The organism is Sodalis sp. RH21 (genome assembly GCF_047324175.1).
In the GTDB taxonomy this organism is placed as follows: domain Bacteria; phylum Pseudomonadota; class Gammaproteobacteria; order Enterobacterales; family Enterobacteriaceae; genus Acerihabitans.
In genome coordinates, this window is sequence record NZ_CP178732.1 from 5289823 (window position 1) to 5307538 (window position 17716).

General features: G+C 53.5%; 16 protein-coding genes and 1 pseudogene. 13 read left to right on the plus strand and 4 right to left on the minus strand.

All coding sequences use genetic code 11. The features are described 5' to 3' along the window. Positions 1–6: 6 nt before the first annotated feature. The 3 genes from speB (at position 7) to ACL2XP_RS24480 (ending at position 2647) form a co-directional block, all read left to right on the plus strand. Complete coding sequence (speB, locus tag ACL2XP_RS24470) at positions 7–954, plus strand: agmatinase (protein ID WP_413735988.1); 948 nt, start codon at positions 7–9, stop codon at positions 952–954. 107 nt (positions 955–1061) lie between these two features. After that, a complete protein-coding gene (locus ACL2XP_RS24475) occupies positions 1062–1859 on the plus strand; it encodes a transporter substrate-binding domain-containing protein (RefSeq protein WP_413735990.1) in 798 nt (265 codons plus the stop codon). Between the two features lie 116 nt (positions 1860–1975). Further along, entirely contained in the window at positions 1976–2647 is a 672-nt protein-coding gene (locus ACL2XP_RS24480; protein WP_413735991.1) for a GntR family transcriptional regulator, read from the plus strand. A 57-nt stretch (positions 2648–2704) separates the two neighbouring features. On the opposite strand, the gene ACL2XP_RS24485 is transcribed toward ACL2XP_RS24480, so the two are convergent. After that, a complete protein-coding gene (locus ACL2XP_RS24485; RefSeq protein ID WP_413735992.1) occupies positions 2705–3091 on the minus strand; it encodes an ester cyclase in 387 nt (128 codons plus the stop codon). A gap of 317 nt (positions 3092–3408) precedes the next feature. Between ACL2XP_RS24485 and ACL2XP_RS24490 the strand changes: the two genes are divergently transcribed. After that, positions 3409–3804, plus strand: coding sequence for a helix-turn-helix domain-containing protein (locus ACL2XP_RS24490; RefSeq protein ID WP_413739281.1), 396 nt, complete (start codon positions 3409–3411; stop codon positions 3802–3804). Here ACL2XP_RS24490 and ACL2XP_RS24495 read toward each other — a convergent pair. Further along, positions 3704–4804 (minus strand): LacI family DNA-binding transcriptional regulator, encoded by a 1101-nt coding sequence (locus tag ACL2XP_RS24495; protein ID WP_413735994.1) that lies wholly within the window; start codon positions 4802–4804, stop codon positions 3704–3706. The two genes, ACL2XP_RS24490 and ACL2XP_RS24495, sit on opposite strands and share 101 nt — an antisense overlap. Positions 4805–5250: 446 nt before the next feature. On the opposite strand from ACL2XP_RS24495, the gene ACL2XP_RS24500 reads away from it, so the two are divergent. The 3 genes from ACL2XP_RS24500 to ACL2XP_RS24510 all read left to right on the plus strand — a co-directional run bounded on the left by ACL2XP_RS24500 (position 5251) and on the right by ACL2XP_RS24510 (position 8375). Further along, the gene (locus ACL2XP_RS24500) at positions 5251–5994 is read left to right on the plus strand and encodes a glucosamine-6-phosphate deaminase (RefSeq protein ID WP_413735996.1); all 744 of its coding nucleotides are present in this window, start codon (positions 5251–5253) and stop codon (positions 5992–5994) included. Positions 5995–6052: 58 nt separating this feature from the next. Further along, positions 6053–7231 (plus strand): extracellular solute-binding protein, encoded by a 1179-nt coding sequence (locus ACL2XP_RS24505; protein ID WP_413735998.1) that lies wholly within the window; start codon positions 6053–6055, stop codon positions 7229–7231. A gap of 73 nt (positions 7232–7304) precedes the next feature. Further along, positions 7305–8375: an ABC transporter ATP-binding protein gene (locus ACL2XP_RS24510; protein WP_413735999.1), complete on the plus strand. Its 1071-nt coding sequence runs from the start codon at positions 7305–7307 to the stop codon at positions 8373–8375. 224 nt (positions 8376–8599) lie between these two features. On the opposite strand, the gene ACL2XP_RS24515 is transcribed toward ACL2XP_RS24510, so the two are convergent. Continuing rightward, positions 8600–9802, minus strand: a complete 1203-nt coding sequence (locus ACL2XP_RS24515; protein WP_413734178.1) for an IS256 family transposase — start codon at positions 9800–9802, stop codon at positions 8600–8602. An 87-nt stretch (positions 9803–9889) separates the two neighbouring features. Between ACL2XP_RS24515 and ACL2XP_RS24520 the strand changes: the two genes are divergently transcribed. From ACL2XP_RS24520 to ACL2XP_RS24540, 5 genes and pseudogenes are all read left to right on the plus strand, one after another. After that, positions 9890–10576 (plus strand): ABC transporter permease, encoded by a 687-nt coding sequence (locus ACL2XP_RS24520; RefSeq protein ID WP_413736000.1) that lies wholly within the window; start codon positions 9890–9892, stop codon positions 10574–10576. Between the two features lie 23 nt (positions 10577–10599). Further along, entirely contained in the window at positions 10600–11439 is an 840-nt protein-coding gene (locus ACL2XP_RS24525; protein WP_413736002.1) for an ABC transporter permease, read from the plus strand. A 110-nt stretch (positions 11440–11549) separates the two neighbouring features. Continuing rightward, entirely contained in the window at positions 11550–12161 is a 612-nt protein-coding gene (locus ACL2XP_RS24530; protein WP_413736003.1) for a DUF6088 family protein, read from the plus strand. Between the two features lie 160 nt (positions 12162–12321). Next, positions 12322–13182 (plus strand): annotated as a pseudogene (locus tag ACL2XP_RS24535) (nucleotidyl transferase AbiEii/AbiGii toxin family protein). A gap of 818 nt (positions 13183–14000) precedes the next feature. Beyond that, on the plus strand, positions 14001–14225 hold the full coding sequence (locus ACL2XP_RS24540; RefSeq protein WP_413736004.1) for a SymE family type I addiction module toxin: 225 nt from the start codon (positions 14001–14003) through the stop codon (positions 14223–14225). A 681-nt stretch (positions 14226–14906) separates the two neighbouring features. Here the strand turns inward: ACL2XP_RS24540 and ACL2XP_RS24545 are convergent. Further along, positions 14907–15131, minus strand: a complete 225-nt coding sequence (locus ACL2XP_RS24545) for a hypothetical protein (RefSeq protein ID WP_413736005.1) — start codon at positions 15129–15131, stop codon at positions 14907–14909. A gap of 687 nt (positions 15132–15818) precedes the next feature. On the opposite strand from ACL2XP_RS24545, the gene ACL2XP_RS24550 reads away from it, so the two are divergent. Beyond that, positions 15819–17372: a Fic family protein gene (locus ACL2XP_RS24550; protein WP_413736006.1), complete on the plus strand. Its 1554-nt coding sequence runs from the start codon at positions 15819–15821 to the stop codon at positions 17370–17372. The last annotated feature ends 344 nt before the right edge of the window (positions 17373–17716 follow it).

A 17716-nucleotide genomic window follows, 5' to 3' on the forward strand; every position in this document is an offset into this window, starting at 1 on the left:
CACAGTATGAGCGTATTACCCACTGATTCATTGGAAACCCCGCGGTTTTGCGGCGTGCCCACCTTTATGCGGTTACCGATGGCAACCGACTTAAGCCAGCTTGACGCGGCGGTGATCGGCCTGCCGTCCGATTCGGGCGCGGGGTTCCGTCCCGGCGCGCGTTTTGCGCCCAACGCGGTGCGGGGCATGTCGATTATGCTGCGCCCCATTAATCCCTACCGTAACAATATCAACGTATTCGAGACGCTGCGGGTGGCCGACGCCGGCGATGCGTCGGTGGTGCCGGGTTATGAAGAAGAAAGCCTGGCGCGCATCGAGCAGGCGGTATCGGTACTGGTCGAGGCCGGCGTCGTACCCTGCGGCATCGGCGGCGATCATTCCATTACCCTGGCCGAGCTGCGCGCCGTGGCCAAACGCCACGGCCCGGTGGCGCTGATACAGTTCGATTCCCACAGCGACACCTGGGACAAATACTTTGCCGGTAAACGCTATAGCGCCGGCACGCCTTTTCGCCGCGCGGCGGAAGAGAACATCATCGATACGGCGCATTCCATTCAGGTCGGATTGCGCGGCTCGCTATTCCAAACCTCCGATATCAGCCAGTCGCTGGATCTCGGTTTTGCGGTGGTGACCACCGATGACATGTTTGAAATGGGCATCGGCGCGTTAGCGGAACTTATCGCACAGCGCACCGCCGGGAAACCGACGTTCATCACCTTCGATATGGATTTTGTCGATCCCGCCTCGGCGCCGGGCGTGGAAACGCCGGAAGCCGGCGGCCCCACCGCCCGCGAAGCCCTGTTACTGCTGCGCAAATTGCAGGGTATCAACCTGGTGGGTTGCGACGTCACGGAAATCAGCCCGATGTACGACGGCCCGGGACAAATCACCTCCCTGCTGGGCGCAACGGTCATGGCTGAACTGCTGGCGCTGTTGGCCAGCGAAAAACGGTAAGCCGCCCACGGCAGGGTTTTTAGCGGCAATCACGCCCGGTAATGAGTTCTATTTACCGCAACTATCAAAACGTGCAGTTTTATCATCAACACATTGAGAGCGACATCATGAAAATTAAGCATTTTCTTCGTATTGCCACCGTTCTTGCCGCAATGATTCCCCTGGGCCACGCCAGCGCCGCCGACGCCAAATTGGAGTTATTGCAGCCGGGCAAACTGTCGGTCGCCACCGAAGGGACCGATCCGCCCTTCAGCATGCGCAGCGCCGACGGTAAGCTGGACGGCCTGGAAATTCGGGTATTAAAAGAAATCGCCAAACGTTTAGACCTGGAATACGCGCCGGTTATCACCAAATGGGATTCGATTCTGGTCGGCCTGCAAGCCAATCAGTTTGATATGAGCAGCGCGGCGATGGACATTACGCCGGCCCGGCAAAAAGCCATTGTCTTCTCCGATGGATGGATTGAATCGGGCGGCCGTATTATTATTCCCATGAAAACCGATATTAAATCCGCCGAGGATTTAAAAGGAAAACGGATTGGCGCCCAGGTTTCCTCAACCTATGCCCAATTGGCCGTGGATCACGGCGCGACGCTGAAAAATTATATCGACGTGACCGCCGCGGTGCAGGATTTGGCCAACGGCAATATCGACGGCGTAATCAACGACTCGATCGGCAACGCCTTTTTGATCAAAGATATGCATTTGCCGCTACAGCAAACGCCGGACTACGTCAGTAAAATCCAGAAAGGCTTTGCCTTCAAAAAAGGCAAACCCAACCTGACGGCGGCGGTGAATAAGGCATTGGCCGATATGGTGGCCGATGGGACTTATGCTAAACTCGTCACCCCGATTGTGGGCTATGATCCTTACCCGAAAGACCCGGTGCGGACATTGCCCCAATAAAATCATTTGCCGGCGGCGGCGGCCTGGCCAGGCGCCGTCGCCGCGCCAGGGTACGGGCATGGCAGGTATCTGCGCCTGCTTTTTTATTCAGTGTTCTGTTAACGTGAAACGACACTATGGATTCCATCAAACGTACCTCTGATTTGATTGGCGAACGCGAACAAAATCTCAGCGGCAAAGCCTACGATGTGCTGCTGAATATGCTTATCAACCGGGAGCTGCCGGTCAATACGGTGCTACAGGAAAGGCGGCTGGCGGAGTTGCTGAATATCTCTCGCACGCCGGTGCGCGATGCGCTGAACCGGCTGGAAAACGAAGGTTTTATCAGCCGCGCCGGGGGACGCACGCCGGTGGTGAAAGAGTTCTCCATCCGCGAGCTGATCGAAACGCTGCATGTCAGGCGCACCCTGGAGGCGGAAGCCGCCAGCCTGGCCGCCGGGCGGGTGCCGGCGCCTGAACTGGACGCCATTGAAGCGGATATCAACCGGCTGCTGGCGGCGGACAATCCCGATCCGCAGGACGACTGGACGGTGGATAACCGCCTGCATAACGCGCTGGCCCAATACAGCGGCAATATGCTGTTAATGCAATATATTGAAAGCCTGCGGCTTAAGACGCGGATGTTTAACCTGCGCCAGGTGCCGGAAAGGTTCGTTAAAGGCCACCGGGAACATCTGGAGATTATTACCGCGCTGCGCAACGCCGACGCCGGCGGAGCACGCGCCGCGGTGATGGCCCATATCGATAATGTGCGCGAGAGCATCGTCCGGCGCCTGAGCCAGATATAGCTTGCGCGGATTTGCGATCCTGCCGTCCGCCGGCCGCATCATCGGCATGCGGTCCGCTTAAAGCTGCGCCTCGATGGCGGCCTTATCGATAACCGACCATACCTGCCAGATTTTCCCGCTGCGGAATTCATAAAATACATTTTCGGTAAAGGCAACCCGCTTGCCATTGACCGGCAGCCCGAGAAACGCCCCCTGCGGCGTACAGTCGAAATTCAGCCGGCACGCTATATTCGGTGGGTCGGTTATCAACAGCCGAATAGCGAAATAAAGATCGGGAATGGCCGCAAAATCCCCTTCAAGCATCGCGCGATAGCCCGCTAACCCGATCAACTTACCGTTATAGTGCACATCATCATGAACGAACGTCCCCAACCGCGGCCAGTCCTGCTGATTAAGACAGGCGATATAGTTTCGGTAGGCATCAGAGAGATCGGTTTTAATCATGGCCATGGCTCCCGTGTTTTTAGAATAACCTAGCACAAGGTGCAGTTCGCGGCACCCGGCCAAGGTAATGACTGCACCTTAAAACACGCATTAACGACATAGTGCATATTTTAAGGTGCAAATATGAAGCGCTTCCAGCAAGAGCTGTTGACGCGCTAAAACGCCTGGAACGCGCCCAGGCTGAATTCGATCTAGCCCGGGATTGATGCTTGTTATCCTTACTTGCCATATTGCCTCGTCGCCAGGCGTTATTTAGTTTCAATCGGTTTGACAAAAAAGGGGATGGCAGGGTTGTCGCCAGCGCGCGCGCGCGCCTGATGGTATCCCGCAATGCGGCCAAGCTATTTCTGGAGCGCGGCGTCGCCGGGACAAGCGGTGACGATATCGCCGCCGCGTCCGGCCTGTCGACGCGGACGGTCTGGCGCTATTTCCGCTCGAAAGAGAGCTGTGTCGAGCCCCTCTTCTACGCCCCCTCGCTACGATTTATCGCGTTGCTGCGTGAATGGCCGTTCAACACATCCATTGAGACCTATCTTCATACGGCATGCCGGCCCGGCGAGGAAACATCGCCTCAAGCGATCGCGGATGGCGCCGCCCACACGTCGCCGCGCTTCAGCCCGGGGAGCCAGGGGTTAAAAGACGCCATTCCGGATTGCCATCTTCAGCGCCGCGGGACTCCCCCTCGGCGAACGGCGCGCATGAGTCGCGCCTGATAAACTGGGTCGGCATCATCAGCCGCCGGGATTCAAGATCGGGGTTGGCGATGCGCTCTAACAGCAGCTCCGCCATATGCCGTCCCATCTGCTCGGGAAATTCCCGGATCGTCGTCAGGCTGGGGTAAAGCAAATCACCCACCGTATCATTGCAGCCAACCACGCTGATATTTTCAGGGATGCGCAGACCCTGTTCGCGCAACCCCTTGTAGACTCCGCACGCGGTCGAATCGTTGCCGGCGAAGATGGCGGACACCGGTTCGCCGGTGGCCAGCAGGTATTTGGTTCCCAGATAGCCGATCTCGGTATCATCTTCCGAATCGATGCTGCTTAACCTGGGCGTCAGCGCCGCCTCTTCCATGACCTGGCAATATCCCTCGTAATAGCGGGCGAACCACGGCAGGCGGGTATTGCCGACAAACCAAACATCCCGATGGCCGAGGCTGGTAAGATAGCGGGTCACATCCGCGCCGCCGCGCGTCTCATCGGAGAAGACAACATCGTTTTTCAGCGTGGGAAACTCGCCGAGAATGTTGCTGCCCAGCACCACATAACCGATGCCCTTTTGTTCAAGCAACTCGATCAGATTCGGCGAGGGGTTGCCCGCCAGGATAACGCCGCGCACCTGGTCGCGGCGTTGTATCAGCTTGGGCAGGTGCAGCTCGCGCGCGGGAGCATTGGGCGGATAGGCCAGGGAAACATAATAAAGATCCCAGCCATGGGCGGCGCAATAGGATTCGACTCCCGCCAGGATACTGGCGTGGAAGGGCGGCAACATAGACCGGTTGCTGAGCAAAAACACCAGGGCGCCGGTCTTGCCGGGATGCGCGGTGTCAATCTTGAGTTTGCCGGCCGCTTCCAGCACCTGCTTGCGCATTGCCGGATCGACGCGGTCATTCCCGTTCAACACCCGTGAAACCGTGGCGATACTGACGTTTGCCGCGGATGCGATTTCACGAAGGCCGGCACCGCCATGTTTGGACTTACGCGTTTTCGTCATGACTAAACATCCTATAACGCCGTATTACCCCCAATGGGTGATGGCCTACGGGTCCGTTGCATTTTGAGAAAGATTACTTATCGTGAAAGTAAATTGCAAACGCAAAGTAACCGTATACCAACATTTCCCTGGCAAAAAAACAATTATTGCACCGCGCGTTTACCCGTCTGATATCCAGTAGATACCAACATAATAATTATATAAATCTTGTAGTTATTTCGTATTATGGCTATCGAGCGCAGGCGTTGTTAACATCACTTGTGTAAATTTACTGAATAATATAAGAAAGATGTATCACATTTGTGAAATTTTACCATTGACGTTTCCCTCCCTCCGATTGTAGCTTGGTTTAAATTCATACAGCCAACCCATTGCAAGCCTGCCGCCGCCCATAAGAATTTCATGGCGCGGGCAGCTACCGGCTCCGCACACCCAATGAGGATCTAATGATTAACATCCATAAATTCGCCAGCAAGGCAGATGCCGCCGACCAGGCGGCAGCGGCCGGGGCGGCGGCAATCGTCAAGGCAATCGAGAAAAACGGCCATGCGAACATCGTGGTGGCGACCGGCGCCAGCCAGTTTGAGGTGCTCGCGGCGCTTACCGGGCACGACGAGATCGACTGGTCCCGCGTCACCGCTTTCCACCTCGACGAATATATCGGCATGCCGCCAACGCATCCGGCCAGCTTTCGCCGCTATCTCCAGGAGCGTTTCGTCTCGAAGCTGCCCACTCTCGGCGCCTTTCACTTCGTCCAGGGCGACGCTGAGGATCTGGCTGAAGAACTGCGGCGGATCAACCAGCTTCTCGATATGCATCCCATTGACGTCATGTTCGCCGGCATCGGCGAGAACGGCCATCTCGCGTTCAACGATCCGCCGGCGGATTTTACCTCCACCGAGGCCTTCAAGGTAGTCGATCTGGATGAGCGCTGCCGCCGGCAGCAGTTTGGCGAGGGCTGGTTCGCTACCCTTGAAGAGGTTCCCCACCGGGCCATCTCCATGACGGTCCGGCGCATTATGAGCAGTAATGTCGTGATCCTGACCGTTCCGGACGAACGCAAGGCCGAGGCCCTGCGCGAAGTCCTGGAAGGACCGGTTACCAACCTGTGGCCCGCTTCCGTTTTGCAGCAGCACGGAAACTGCCAACTGTTCGTCGACGGTCCCGCCGCAAGCAAGCTCACCCGCTAGCGCCTCGCGCAAGCCTGACCATGCCGGGTACCTTACCAATGATAAAAGGAGTGGAGTCGTGAAAAAAAGCAGCACTGCCATTTGCCGTCTGGCCGCCCTGGCGGCTACCGTGGTTCTCTCGTCTCTCGCCGGTTCGTTTCAGGCTTTCGCGGAACCCGTCACCATCAACGTCATCGATGTGGCCGGCGACCTGCAGGTCAGCCAGCCCGCGTTCGACAAATTCAAGGCCGACCATCCCGAACTGGTCAAGAACTTTGTCTTCACGCAGGCCACGGCGCCCGAACTGGCCGGCAAGCTGAAGGCCCAGCAAGACTCCGGCCGCGTCGATATCGACTTCGTCCTGACCGGCAACGACGCGCTGGCCGCCGGGATGGGCCAGGGCCTGTGGATGCAGATCCTGCCCAAATACCAGGACAAGTTTCCGGACCTGGAGCAACTCTATCTCCCCGGCGCCTACCTGATGCAGAAGATGGCCAAGGGACAGGCGTTTGTGGTGGATTGGTATCCGTCCGGGCCATTGCTCGAATACGCGCCGGATCGCGTAAAAAACATGCCGGACACGGCGGAGAAATTGCTGGCCTGGTGCCAGGCCAATCCCGGCAAGTTCATGTACGCCCGACCGTCCAATTCCGGCCCCGGCAGGTCCTTCGTGATGGGACTGCCCTATTTGCTCGGGGACAAGGACCCGCAAGACCCGATCAACGGCTGGGACAAGACCTGGGCCTATCTCAAGCAACTTGACGGCTGCATTGAATACTACCCCGGCGGCACCACGGCATCCATGAAAGAACTGGCCGAGGGCACCCGCGACATCATCGCCACGACCACCGGCTGGGACATCAACCCGCGCTACCTGGGGATCGTACCCGAAGAGTACAAAGTAGGCACCCTGAAAGGATTCCATTGGGTAGGAGACGCCAATTACATGGCGATTCCCAAAGGTATTCCCCAGGCAAAACTGGATGTCGTGCTGCAACTGATGGCCTTTATCCTGAAACCGGAACAGCAGGCCTTTATGTACGATCACGGCTACATGTATCCCGGCCCGTCCATCAAGGGCGTCACCCTTGACATGGCTCCGGCTGAAAGCCAGGAGACGATCAAGCAGTTCGGGCGCCCCGAATACGCCTCGCTTATCGCCGACAATCCGACGGAACCGCCGCTCGACTCCACGCAGCTCGTCGCCATGTTCGATAAGTGGGACCGCGAAATCGGCGCGGCCAAGATGCATAAATAGGCAATATGCGGGAGCCGGCGTTTTCGGCTCCCGCACACTCTTTGACATCCGGTTCAGTTTGAGGCAGTCAACAATGGCAATAACATCACGGGATTTTCGCGAACTGCGGCTGGAAAATATCAGCCGCGCTTTCGGTACCCATAATGCGCTGCGGAACGTGTCCCTGACGGTCAAACGCGGGGAGTTCATCGCGCTGCTCGGCCCGTCGGGCTGCGGGAAATCCACCGCCCTGAATTGCCTGGCGGGCCTCTTGTCCCTGACCGGGGGCGGGATCTGGCTCGACGATCGCCGTATCGATGGGCTCAAGCCAGAGGATCGGGGGTTCGGCATGGTGTTCCAGAACTATGCGCTATTCCCGCATATGAACGTCCGGCGCAACGTGGGTTTCGGCCTGAAAATGCAGGGCATGGCGAAATCCGCGATCGACCTGAAAGTAGAGGAATCCCTGGGCGTGGTCCGGCTGGCGCAGCAAGCGGATAAACTGCCGGGCCAGCTTTCCGGCGGACAGCAACAGCGCGTCGCCATTGCGCGCGCCATCGCGGTGGAACCGCCCCTGGTGCTGATGGACGAACCCCTTTCCAACCTGGATGCCAAGCTCCGGCTCGAAATGCGCGCCGAAATCCGCCGCATCCACCGCTTGCTCGGTTCCGCCACCATCTATGTGACCCACGACCAGGACGAGGCCCTTTCCCTCGCCGACCGGATCGTCGTCCTGCGCGACGGCGGCGTGCGCCAAATCGGCACGCCGCAAGATCTCTACAATCGGCCGGCGCATCTTGATGTGGCGGAGTTCATGGGATTTCGCAACGCGCTGCCCGCGCGGATCGTGCGCAAGCACGGCGATGATGTGGAAATGACGCTGGCGGGCGCCTCCCTGTGGGGCAAGGGGATGGATGCCACCGACACCGGGGAGGTGGTTGCCGCCATCCGCCCTTCCGACCTGGTTCCGATGCCGGACGGCGCCATCGGCGCAACCGTGACCGGCATGGAATATTCCGGCGAAAATTTTCTCGGCTCCGGCCGGACCGCCGACGGATACGAGGTGTTTTTCCGGGCGCGGGACGCGATTGACCCGGGAGCGGCGATCCGCCTGGGCGCGCCGGCCGACCGCATACTGGTCTACGCGCGGGGGATCACACCATGAAGACGGCCGACCCCGCAACGTCGCACCTCCGCGGCAGCCGCAGGCTGGCGGAATATGGTTTTGACGGCGTGACGCTGCTGATTTTGCCGGCGGCGCTCTTCGTGCTGCTGCTGTTTATCTACCCCTTCCTTTATGGGCTGGTCCATTCCTTCATCCCCAAAAGCGGGGCCTGGTATGCGAACTACGCGGGAGCATTCATAATTCTGTGTCACGTTAAAAAATCACTACAACGTAATCACTTTATCGAGGCGACCCTCAAAATAAATCGCCAACTGGGACAATGTCAAATTCCAGCTCTGTATCGGCATTGTCCATTTTTCCTGTGCGTTCATTAACCCCAAATAAAGCAACTTCAACAGACTGTTTTCATTAGGGAATGCGCCTTTGGTTTTCGTCAGCTTTCTGAACTGACGGTGCACCGATTCAATTGCGTTTGTCGTGTATATCACCTTGCGGATCGTCGCCGGATACCGGAAGTAATGCGACAGATTATCCCATTTCCTTCGCCACGACTGGAGCACCACCGGGTACTGCTGACCCCATTTCGCCTCCAGCTCATCCAGCGCCGTTTCTGCCGCCTCCTTTGATACCGCCCGATACACCGGCTTCAGGTCAGCCATAAACGCCTTATGATGTTTTGATGCGACGTATTTTATCGAGTTACGGATCTGATGGATAACGCAGAGCTGGACTTCGGTATCCGGGTAAATGCTGTTTATCGCTTCCGGGAACCCCGTCAGGCCATCCACACAGGCAATCAGAATATCGTCCACGCCACGGTTTTGCAGATCGGTCAGCACCGATAGCCAGAAATTAGCGCCTTCATTTTCAGACAGATACAGGCCCAGGATCTCTTTTTTGCCTTCCAGATTCAGCGCGAGAACCGTGTAAACCGCTTTGCTTTGATAACGTCCGTCTTCGCGGATTTTATAGTGGATCGCATCCAGCCAGACGAAGGGGTATACCGCCTCCAGTGGGCGCTGTTGCCATTGTTTTAACTCAGGAATAACTTTATCGGTGACAGCACTAATCGTGGCGCTGGATACGCTAAAAGCGTATAAATCTTCGATTTCCTGGCTGATATCTTTGTAGCTCATGCCGAGTGCGAACATGCGGATGATCTTGCGTTCGATCTCATCGGACAGCGTGGTCTGATGCTTCTTCACCAGTTGAGGTTCAAAAGAGCCGTTACGGTCGCGGGGAGTGGCGAGTTCAAAAGCACCGGTTGGCGATTTAACTGTCTTTTTGGTCGAACCGTTTTTACGGTTAGCGGCAATATCCTGAGCGAGATGAGAATCCAGCTCAGCAGCCAGCGCTGCTTCCGTTAACTGTTTGATTAATGGAGTTAATATTCCATCTTTTCCCGTTAGGGCTTGGCCATCCTGAAGTGCTTTCAGGGCTTTATCAAAATCGAAGGGCTGGGACATGTATCATTCCTTTTTGTCGGTATTTTACTGGAATGACACAGAATTTCTAACACTCCCAACTACGCCAAGTTTTTCTCCGATCCCTATATGTACGGCACCATCCTGCTGACCCTGCAGCTCGCCCTGCCCGTCACGCTGGTGAATGTCGCGCTGTCCGTGCCCATCGCCATGCGCGTCCGGCTGATGCGCCACCAGCGCGTGCTGACCACCATTCTCGTGGTGCCGATCACCCTGGGCACCGTGCTGGTGGCCGAAGGCATGCTGAACTACCTCGGTCCGCAGGGCTGGTTTAACCGGGTGCTGATGACCCTCGGCCTGATCGATCACCCGGTGCGCCTGGTCCACAATTATACCGGCGTCTTCCTGTCCCTGGTCATCACCGGGTTCCCTTTCACCTTCCTGCTGGCCCTGTCGATGATTTCCGGCATCGATCCGGCCCTGGAGCATGCCGCCGCCACCCTTGGCGCCCGCGCGCGCCAACGTTTCCAGCAGGTTATTCTGCCGCTGATCCTGCCCGGCCTGGCCGTCACGTTCTGCCTGTCGTTTGTGGATGCGTTTTCGGTCTTCCCGTCCGCCGTTATCCTGGGCGCGCCGGCGGGCGAGACGCGGGTGCTGTCCATCGCGGCCTCGCAGGCGGCATTCGAGCAGTATGATTACTCTTTCGCATCGGCCATCGCCATGATTATGGCCGTGGTGCAATTCGGTATCGTCGCCATCATCCTCACGGCGCGCAGCCTGTTCTACAAGGGGCCCGCCGGCGCGGGCAAGGGATAAACCATGAACCTGGATAACCAACCATGACCGCGGAAAATATAATAGACAGGCTCTGGAAATTCGCTCTCTGGGCCTTTATCGCCTTCTTCGTCATCAACCTGCTGGCGCTGATCGCCACCGTCGTAGTGAATTCGTTCGGCACCCGCTGGCTCGGCACCTGGCTCCCGGCCGGCTACACGACCCGCTGGTACTTCTCCGCCTGGCGGGAATTCCAGCTGGGCAACGTGCTGCTGGTGACCTTCCAGATCGTCGGCACGGTGGTTATTTTGTCGGCGCTGATCGGCGTGCCGGCCGCCTATGGGCTGGCGCGCCGCAATTTCCCCGGCAAATCGCTGGTGATGGTGCTGTTCCTGCTGCCGCTGCTGGTCCCGCCGATCACCTTCGGCATTCCGCTCGCGACCTTGCTGTATCGCCTGGGCCTGGCCGGCACCATGAACGGCGTCATCCTGGCCAACCTGGTCCCGACCGTGCCGTTCGTGGTGGTGCTGATGATACCGTTTATCGAGCAAATCGATCCGCGCATCGAGGCGGCGGCCCACGTCTTTGGCGCAAGCACGGGCAAGCTGTTCATTCATGTGCTGATTCCCATGCTGCTCCCCGGCATCCTGGCGGCCACCCTGCTGTCGCTGGTCAGGACCATCTCCATGTTTGAACTCACCTTCCTGACCGCCGGCCCCACCAGCCAAACATTGGTGGTGTCCCTGTATTATTCCGTGTTCGCCGCCGGGGTGAGGGCCGGCCAATCCATCGACGCCATGGCCGTCATCTATATGGTTAGCTCGCTTATCTGGCTGATCGTGGCGCTGCGCTTCGTCAACCCGACGCAGATCGTGGCGCGCGCGCGTAAAAGCCCGACGGTGTAGGGGAATGGCAAGCCTAGCTTCTTGCCCGCCCGACCGCTTTGCACGCCGACTCACAATTTGCTTTTTTGTTAGATTTTAACGTAAATTATCTAACAAACGCGAGGTTAATTATGAGCACATCCCAAGCCATTCGCAGTCGGATCGCGGTACAATCCGCCGGTGAGCCCTTCACACCAGCCTTATTCGCAGGGCTTGGGTCTCGTGCGGCCATCGATCAGACGTTGATGCGATTGACCAAGGCGGGCAATATCCAGCGGCTGGGACATGGTTTATATAGCGTGCCGAAATCGGGCCGATTTGGAATCCAGATAATGCCGGCGCCGGAAGCTGTTGCCAGGACCTTGGCTGCGTCGGAAGGCGCGACCGTCGACGTCCATGGTGCGGAAGCCGCAAGGCGGTTCGGCCTGTCGACGCAAATGCCAACGCAGGCTGCTTTTTACACCACCGGATCATCCCGTACGGTACGTTTGGGCAAACTGATTATCAAACTTCAGCATGTGGCGCCTCGCAAGTTAGTGCTGGCGGGGCGTCCTGCGGGACAAGCATTATCTGCACTCTGGTATCTCGGTAGACATCAGGTTACTCCCGACACTTTCAAGCGCGTTGCCGAAAAACTTGCACCCACCGAGTTTCAGGCTCTGCAAGAGGCCAAGTCCTCAATGCCAGCCTGGATGACCGAGGCACTAATGGCTTACGAGCGCGGCGCATCCGAGCATGTCTGAGATTGTTAGCACGTCTTATTTTGAGCTTACTAGCGCCGAACAATCCGAGCTTCTAACTAGCTTGGCAACTCTAATGGGGCGCCGGGCTGAAATTTTGGAAAAAGACATCTGGTTATGCCAAATCCTGGGCATTCTGTTTAGCTTGGCTTGCCAAAAACCTATGGCCTTCAAGGGCGGAACGTCTCTGTCAAAAGTTTATCAAGCCATTGAGCGTTTTTCAGAAGACATCGACGTAACGGTCGACTACCGGAGTCTGGTGGCTGATGCGCCGGATCTGGCGACGCTGACAAACAATAGCCAACGCAAGAGATTCTCCGAACTGCTAAAAGCCGAGTTGATTAATCATGTGGCCGACGAACTGGTACCTGCATTAATTAAAAGAGACGCTCATTTCTGTATTACCTACATGGAAAATAGACATAGAACTGAGTGAAGATGCCGAAAAACTTCGCCTCTACTACCCAGCGCCGTGGAAAACAACGATTCTTACCTTCGTCCTAATATACTGCTCGAATTTGGTGGCCGGAATGCGACGCTGCCTCAAGATATCATGACGATCACGCCGGACATTGCCGAGTACGTTACGGCAGTAAGATTCCCTGTCGCGAAAGTAACCGTATTATCACCCATGCGTACCTTTTGGGAAAAAGCCACACTTATTCATGTAGAGTGCAATCGCCCTAACATGCGGGCCAGCGCCGATCGGATGTCGCGGCATTGGTACGATTTGGCCCGACTTGCTGACCATGGAGTTGGTCGAAAAGCTGTGGCCGATCGTGATTTGCTGCGGGATGTATTGAATATCAAAGAGACCTTCTATAACAGCCGCTTTAGTAGGTACGATCGCTGCCTTTCAGGCAATTTAAGATTGGTCCCGCCGGATGCCTTATTAGATGGGCTGCGGCAAGATTACCAAGCCATGGTGAACGCACAGATGTTTTATGGCGACATTTTGACGTTTAACGGCATAATGGAACGCCTGGCAATTCTTGAGACTGAAATAAATCAGGGGCAAATATAGTCCACAGTATTCAGCTCTATGCTGCACGGCTTTTTTAAGGTTCCATGGCAGAAGATCTTTAAATGAGATGGGCCGCGATATTCGCCAACACATGGCGCAAATAAAATTCCAGGCAAGCCTCACCTCCGCAGCCCACTTTCAGCGTTAATGTTATCGAACTCCGCGCAGTCATCAGGCTGAATCACACCCTCGTGAGAATTTCGCTCATATTACAATTGATAGCCTTTGGGAAGATGCTCCACGGTTCTAGATAAAAGTTCTTCATCATTCCCTTGTTCACGCCCCGGTTCTTGTTGATGATTCCTGAACGCAAGGATAGGATGAACAAATTACGCTGTAGGTAAACCAAGAATAGGCAAAAAGGAGTTGCTTTAATAATTTCATCATTCCAAGCAGCCAGCCACGGATCAGCAATGACATCAGATAATCAACGTCATTTATCCAGGCACTGAATATTTATTTGGTTGAGCGAATCTATATTGTCATGAATAAAATAGATTGAAATAAGTTAAGCATTACCATAGTGTTATTAATTGCCAGTGATGATTTTCAATTTATTTTTATGTCGTAAGCGGATTTAAATTTTTTTTGCTGATGATATGTACAGTGTGAATTTTTCTTTCCGTTTATCCATTTATCACTTGCGCATGTATATTTATGATGTTTATCAGGCAATTTAATTCCTTTCAAGGCTTATTGTTTAAATAATTACTTTATCAATGAATGGGTATTAATGCATAAAAACGCGGCGATAAAAGGTTACCGCCCTTTATCGCCGCTCACCACCAGCAACTATACGGATATAAGGAGTAGTTACCATGGCTAAAAAGTATATTAAGTCAGAATCCCGCTCAGCCCAAGCAAAAAAGAACACACGTTATTATACTGTGGGTTACGTTCCAAATGGCGGCAAGCCTAACGCCTTGCCCGCCATGAATCTCAAAGGCCGCTGGCTGCATGCGTGCGGCTTTGTCACCGGCCAGCCGGTGTCGGTGACGGTAAAAAACGGGCAGCTTATTATTGATGCTGAATTGATTATGTGAGGTAATTAATTTTCGGTTTCTGGCGGGGTTGATTTTAGGCTGGCATTAGCAAAAAAACGCTGAGGCATTATCATTAATTCACCCCGCCATATCAGGTTTGCAAGCACAATGAGTGGGGTAATAGCTATATTAAGCGGATCAAAATATATGCTCGGGGGTAATTAAGAGTGGCAGAGAGACTATAACGAATATCGTGCTTATTCTTCGCTGAATTATTTCCCTCGGATTGATTTTACTGTCAACTGGCGAAGCGGAAAAATCGATAATAAAAAATCCAATATTACTAACTGAGCGTTGTATCGGATACTGTAGGTACAATATTCGCAAGCACCATCAACAAACTTATATTCGGTGGAACGAATGAGGTCGAAATCCCTTGAAATGCAATAAAACACATTCAAAACCATCGCTCTGGTGGCCTTAGGCATCTCAATTAAGATTTTATCGTAATCCTCGATCTCAGGTATAAGCCTGTTATCTCGTCAGCTCAGAGATGCAGCCATGAATTTTTCTGTTCCATTGACGGTTCAATAGGGTCAATTTTACAGAATTTTTTCATAAAAGACTCTATCACCTGGATCATACGCGCAGAAATATCGCGATCAAATCCCTTAAGATCAGGGTATGGCTCAGCAACGTCAAATACGAAGGAGGTACGTTTGTCTTTTACAACAATCTCAGTCAACGGTTTGACGAGCGAAGTAGAGTTTGATGTTTTCTCAGCACTTCATCGTCACTCTTAAGAGTGACGATGAAGTGCTGGCGGTTTGCTGATTCACGACTCAACATGCGTCGCACTTCCACTGCGCCTTCGGTGTTATGAAAACACATGGGAAAGCTGTCGATAACCGCAGTGTTGGTGCGGATCGTTTGCATAGAGCGAGTATTGTCATGGTAGTTGAACATGTTTCCACCTTAGCCGTTAACACTTACATGTCATTGCGGCGACCCACTTCGGGGTTGAAAGGCTACGAGGATGCGTAGCTTTAAAAAATAACGACTGATTTCCTTGATAGCCGTTGATTGAATCTACAGCATCCCCTTTAATAATTGCAACCAACATAACGGCCGAAAAGCCTTTGTACAAAAGGCTTCTCGGGTCACTACGCATTACTTTTACCATGCTGGCTACACACTCTTTCGCTTATTGTATAGTAAATGAGGATCTCTTCAGTCATGAAGTTGGACATGCTGATAGGTGATCATCTTATCTGGTCCGTTGGTAACGCTGTCGACACTCAGCATCACCAAGTGCGAGGCCATCCCATCGCGCAGAACGAAGGCTAGAGTGCACGGTTCTGTTTCATGGCACGATTCAACTCAGGCACTGGCAAAACTCTGCTTCGACATCTTTTTTTAGAGGCTCAAAATGTCTTGGGCATCTAGGGGCTAATACAGTAATACTGCTTTGCCACTTCTTTTTGAAGTCCCCGCCCAACGTATTGAGCTTTGATTGACTCAAAAACCTATTGATGGTACAACACAATAACCTATAAATAGCACAACAGAATAACCTATCAACAGAACAACACAAAAACCTATTCAGAGCGCAACACGAAAACCTAACTTTAACAACAGCGACGGTATACACAAATGGTGATGCCACAGGAAAAATTAGCAGATTCACTTGAAGCCCTGAAACAGATTCAAGACAAGCATATTGTTGCTATTCGCTCCAATGATCTCTCTCGCACCCACCGAGAGCGCCTGATCAAATTTGGTTTTCTACAAGAGGTCATGAAAGGTTGGTACATCCCCTCAAATCCACATCAGCAAAACGGGGAAACAACGGGATGGTACGCCTCGTTTTGGGACTTTTGCGCCAGCTATCTCAATGAGCGCTTTGGCGATGATTGGTGTATCGGACCCGAGCAATCTTTATCACTTTATAGCGGCAACAGAACTGTCCCGTCCCAACTACTTATCCGAGCGCCAAAAGGTAATAACAAACCGACAAGCCTAATACATGGGACATCGATCTTCGATATGCGCACGACGGTGCCGCCAGTTATAAATATCGTGAAAATAGATGGCTTGCGGATGTATTCCCTTAACTATGCGCTTGTTGCCGCATCGGCATTCTTTTTTACGCAGAATCCAACCGATATGCGGACAGCATTATCACTGGTTTCAGATGCATCCGAAGTGCTTGCATATTTACTTGAGGGAGGCCACAGCACGATTGCAGGACGTTTGGCTGGCGCCTTTCGGAACATTGGCAGGGAAAATATCGCCGACAGCATCGTAAAGACGATGGACGCCGCGGGTTATACGGTAAGAGAAAATGACCCTTTCGATACACAAATTAAGCTTCAACTGCCTCGTAGAGAAACATCACCCTACGCAAGCAGAATTCGGTTGATGTGGCAGACAATGCGGCCAGCAATCATTGACAATTTCCCAGAAGCTGCAGGAATACCAGCTAACGCGGACAGTTATCTGAAAAATGTCGATGATATCTATACCACTGATGCTTACCATTCATTATCAATCGAAGGTTACCGTGTCAGCCCGGAACTCATCGATCGCGTACGCAGTGGCAGTTGGAACCCCGACAATGACCAGAAAGATCGGGAGCACAAGGATGCTTTAGCCGCACGCGGTTATTTTCAGGCATTCCGGGCTGTTAAAGAAAGCGTCGCTGCCGTCCTCCGAAACAAGAATTCCGGTCAAATAGCCGATCGGGGGCATGGCGATTGGTACCGAGAACTTTTTGCTCCAAGCGTCGCGGCAGGTATTATTAAACCCGCTGACCTTGCAGGCTACCGCAATAACAGAGTGTTCATACGTAATTCGATGCACGTCCCGCTTTCACCTAATGCCGTACGTGACGCCATGCCGATATTTTTTGAAATGCTCGAATCAGAGGAAAATCCAGCCGTTCGCGTTGTACTGGGCCACTTTATTTTTGTTTACATCCACCCATACATGGATGGGAATGGCCGTATGGGCCGGTTTATGATGAATCTCATGCTTGCATCGGGCGGCTATCCATGGACGGTAATTCCAGTGAATAGACGTACTGATTATATGACTGCATTAGAAGACGCGAGCGTAAAGCAAGATATTATTCCATTTACTCGCTTTATTGGTGAATTGGTTGCTTCATCATTAAAAGGCAATGCAGTAGCAAAGTTACCTGAATAAGATACTTCTATGGGATCTGCTTCTAAAATCAAAAACGGCAATTAAAGCATCCAAGAAATTATCCCCATAGGAAAATACTTGCAGTGATGAATTATTAAACATGATCAATGTTAGTATATAACTAACACCCGGAGTCATTGTGGTTTTAATATTATATTTAACCATTGTTACTCCCAGATTTAACTTCCCCCGATTAAATCATGCAAATTGTAAAATGCCAAATGCCAAATGCCCGATGCAATCAGGCATTTGGCTAGGAAATTAGCATGGGAATACTTGTACAAACAATGGGTCTTGCACCAAAACTGAAAGTCGTTGGCGTTAAACGCGCTCGTTGCCCATAA

Coding starts and splice junctions, on each gene's coding strand:
- speB (WP_413735988.1), top strand. CDS start 7: ATGAGCGTATTACCCACTGATTCATTGGAAACCCCGCGGTTTTGCGGC.
- ACL2XP_RS24475 (WP_413735990.1), top strand. CDS start 1,062: ATGAAAATTAAGCATTTTCTTCGTATTGCCACCGTTCTTGCCGCAATG.
- ACL2XP_RS24480 (WP_413735991.1), top strand. CDS start 1,976: ATGGATTCCATCAAACGTACCTCTGATTTGATTGGCGAACGCGAACAA.
- ACL2XP_RS24485 (WP_413735992.1), bottom strand. CDS start 3,091: ATGATTAAAACCGATCTCTCTGATGCCTACCGAAACTATATCGCCTGT.
- ACL2XP_RS24490 (WP_413739281.1), top strand. CDS start 3,409: ATGGTATCCCGCAATGCGGCCAAGCTATTTCTGGAGCGCGGCGTCGCC.
- ACL2XP_RS24495 (WP_413735994.1), bottom strand. CDS start 4,804: ATGACGAAAACGCGTAAGTCCAAACATGGCGGTGCCGGCCTTCGTGAA.
- ACL2XP_RS24500 (WP_413735996.1), top strand. CDS start 5,251: ATGATTAACATCCATAAATTCGCCAGCAAGGCAGATGCCGCCGACCAG.
- ACL2XP_RS24510 (WP_413735999.1), top strand. CDS start 7,305: ATGGCAATAACATCACGGGATTTTCGCGAACTGCGGCTGGAAAATATC.
- ACL2XP_RS24515 (WP_413734178.1), bottom strand. CDS start 9,802: ATGTCCCAGCCCTTCGATTTTGATAAAGCCCTGAAAGCACTTCAGGAT.
- ACL2XP_RS24520 (WP_413736000.1), top strand. CDS start 9,890: ATGTACGGCACCATCCTGCTGACCCTGCAGCTCGCCCTGCCCGTCACG.
- ACL2XP_RS24525 (WP_413736002.1), top strand. CDS start 10,600: ATGACCGCGGAAAATATAATAGACAGGCTCTGGAAATTCGCTCTCTGG.
- ACL2XP_RS24530 (WP_413736003.1), top strand. CDS start 11,550: ATGAGCACATCCCAAGCCATTCGCAGTCGGATCGCGGTACAATCCGCC.
- ACL2XP_RS24540 (WP_413736004.1), top strand. CDS start 14,001: ATGGCTAAAAAGTATATTAAGTCAGAATCCCGCTCAGCCCAAGCAAAA.
- ACL2XP_RS24545 (WP_413736005.1), bottom strand. CDS start 15,131: ATGTTCAACTACCATGACAATACTCGCTCTATGCAAACGATCCGCACC.
- ACL2XP_RS24550 (WP_413736006.1), top strand. CDS start 15,819: ATGGTGATGCCACAGGAAAAATTAGCAGATTCACTTGAAGCCCTGAAA.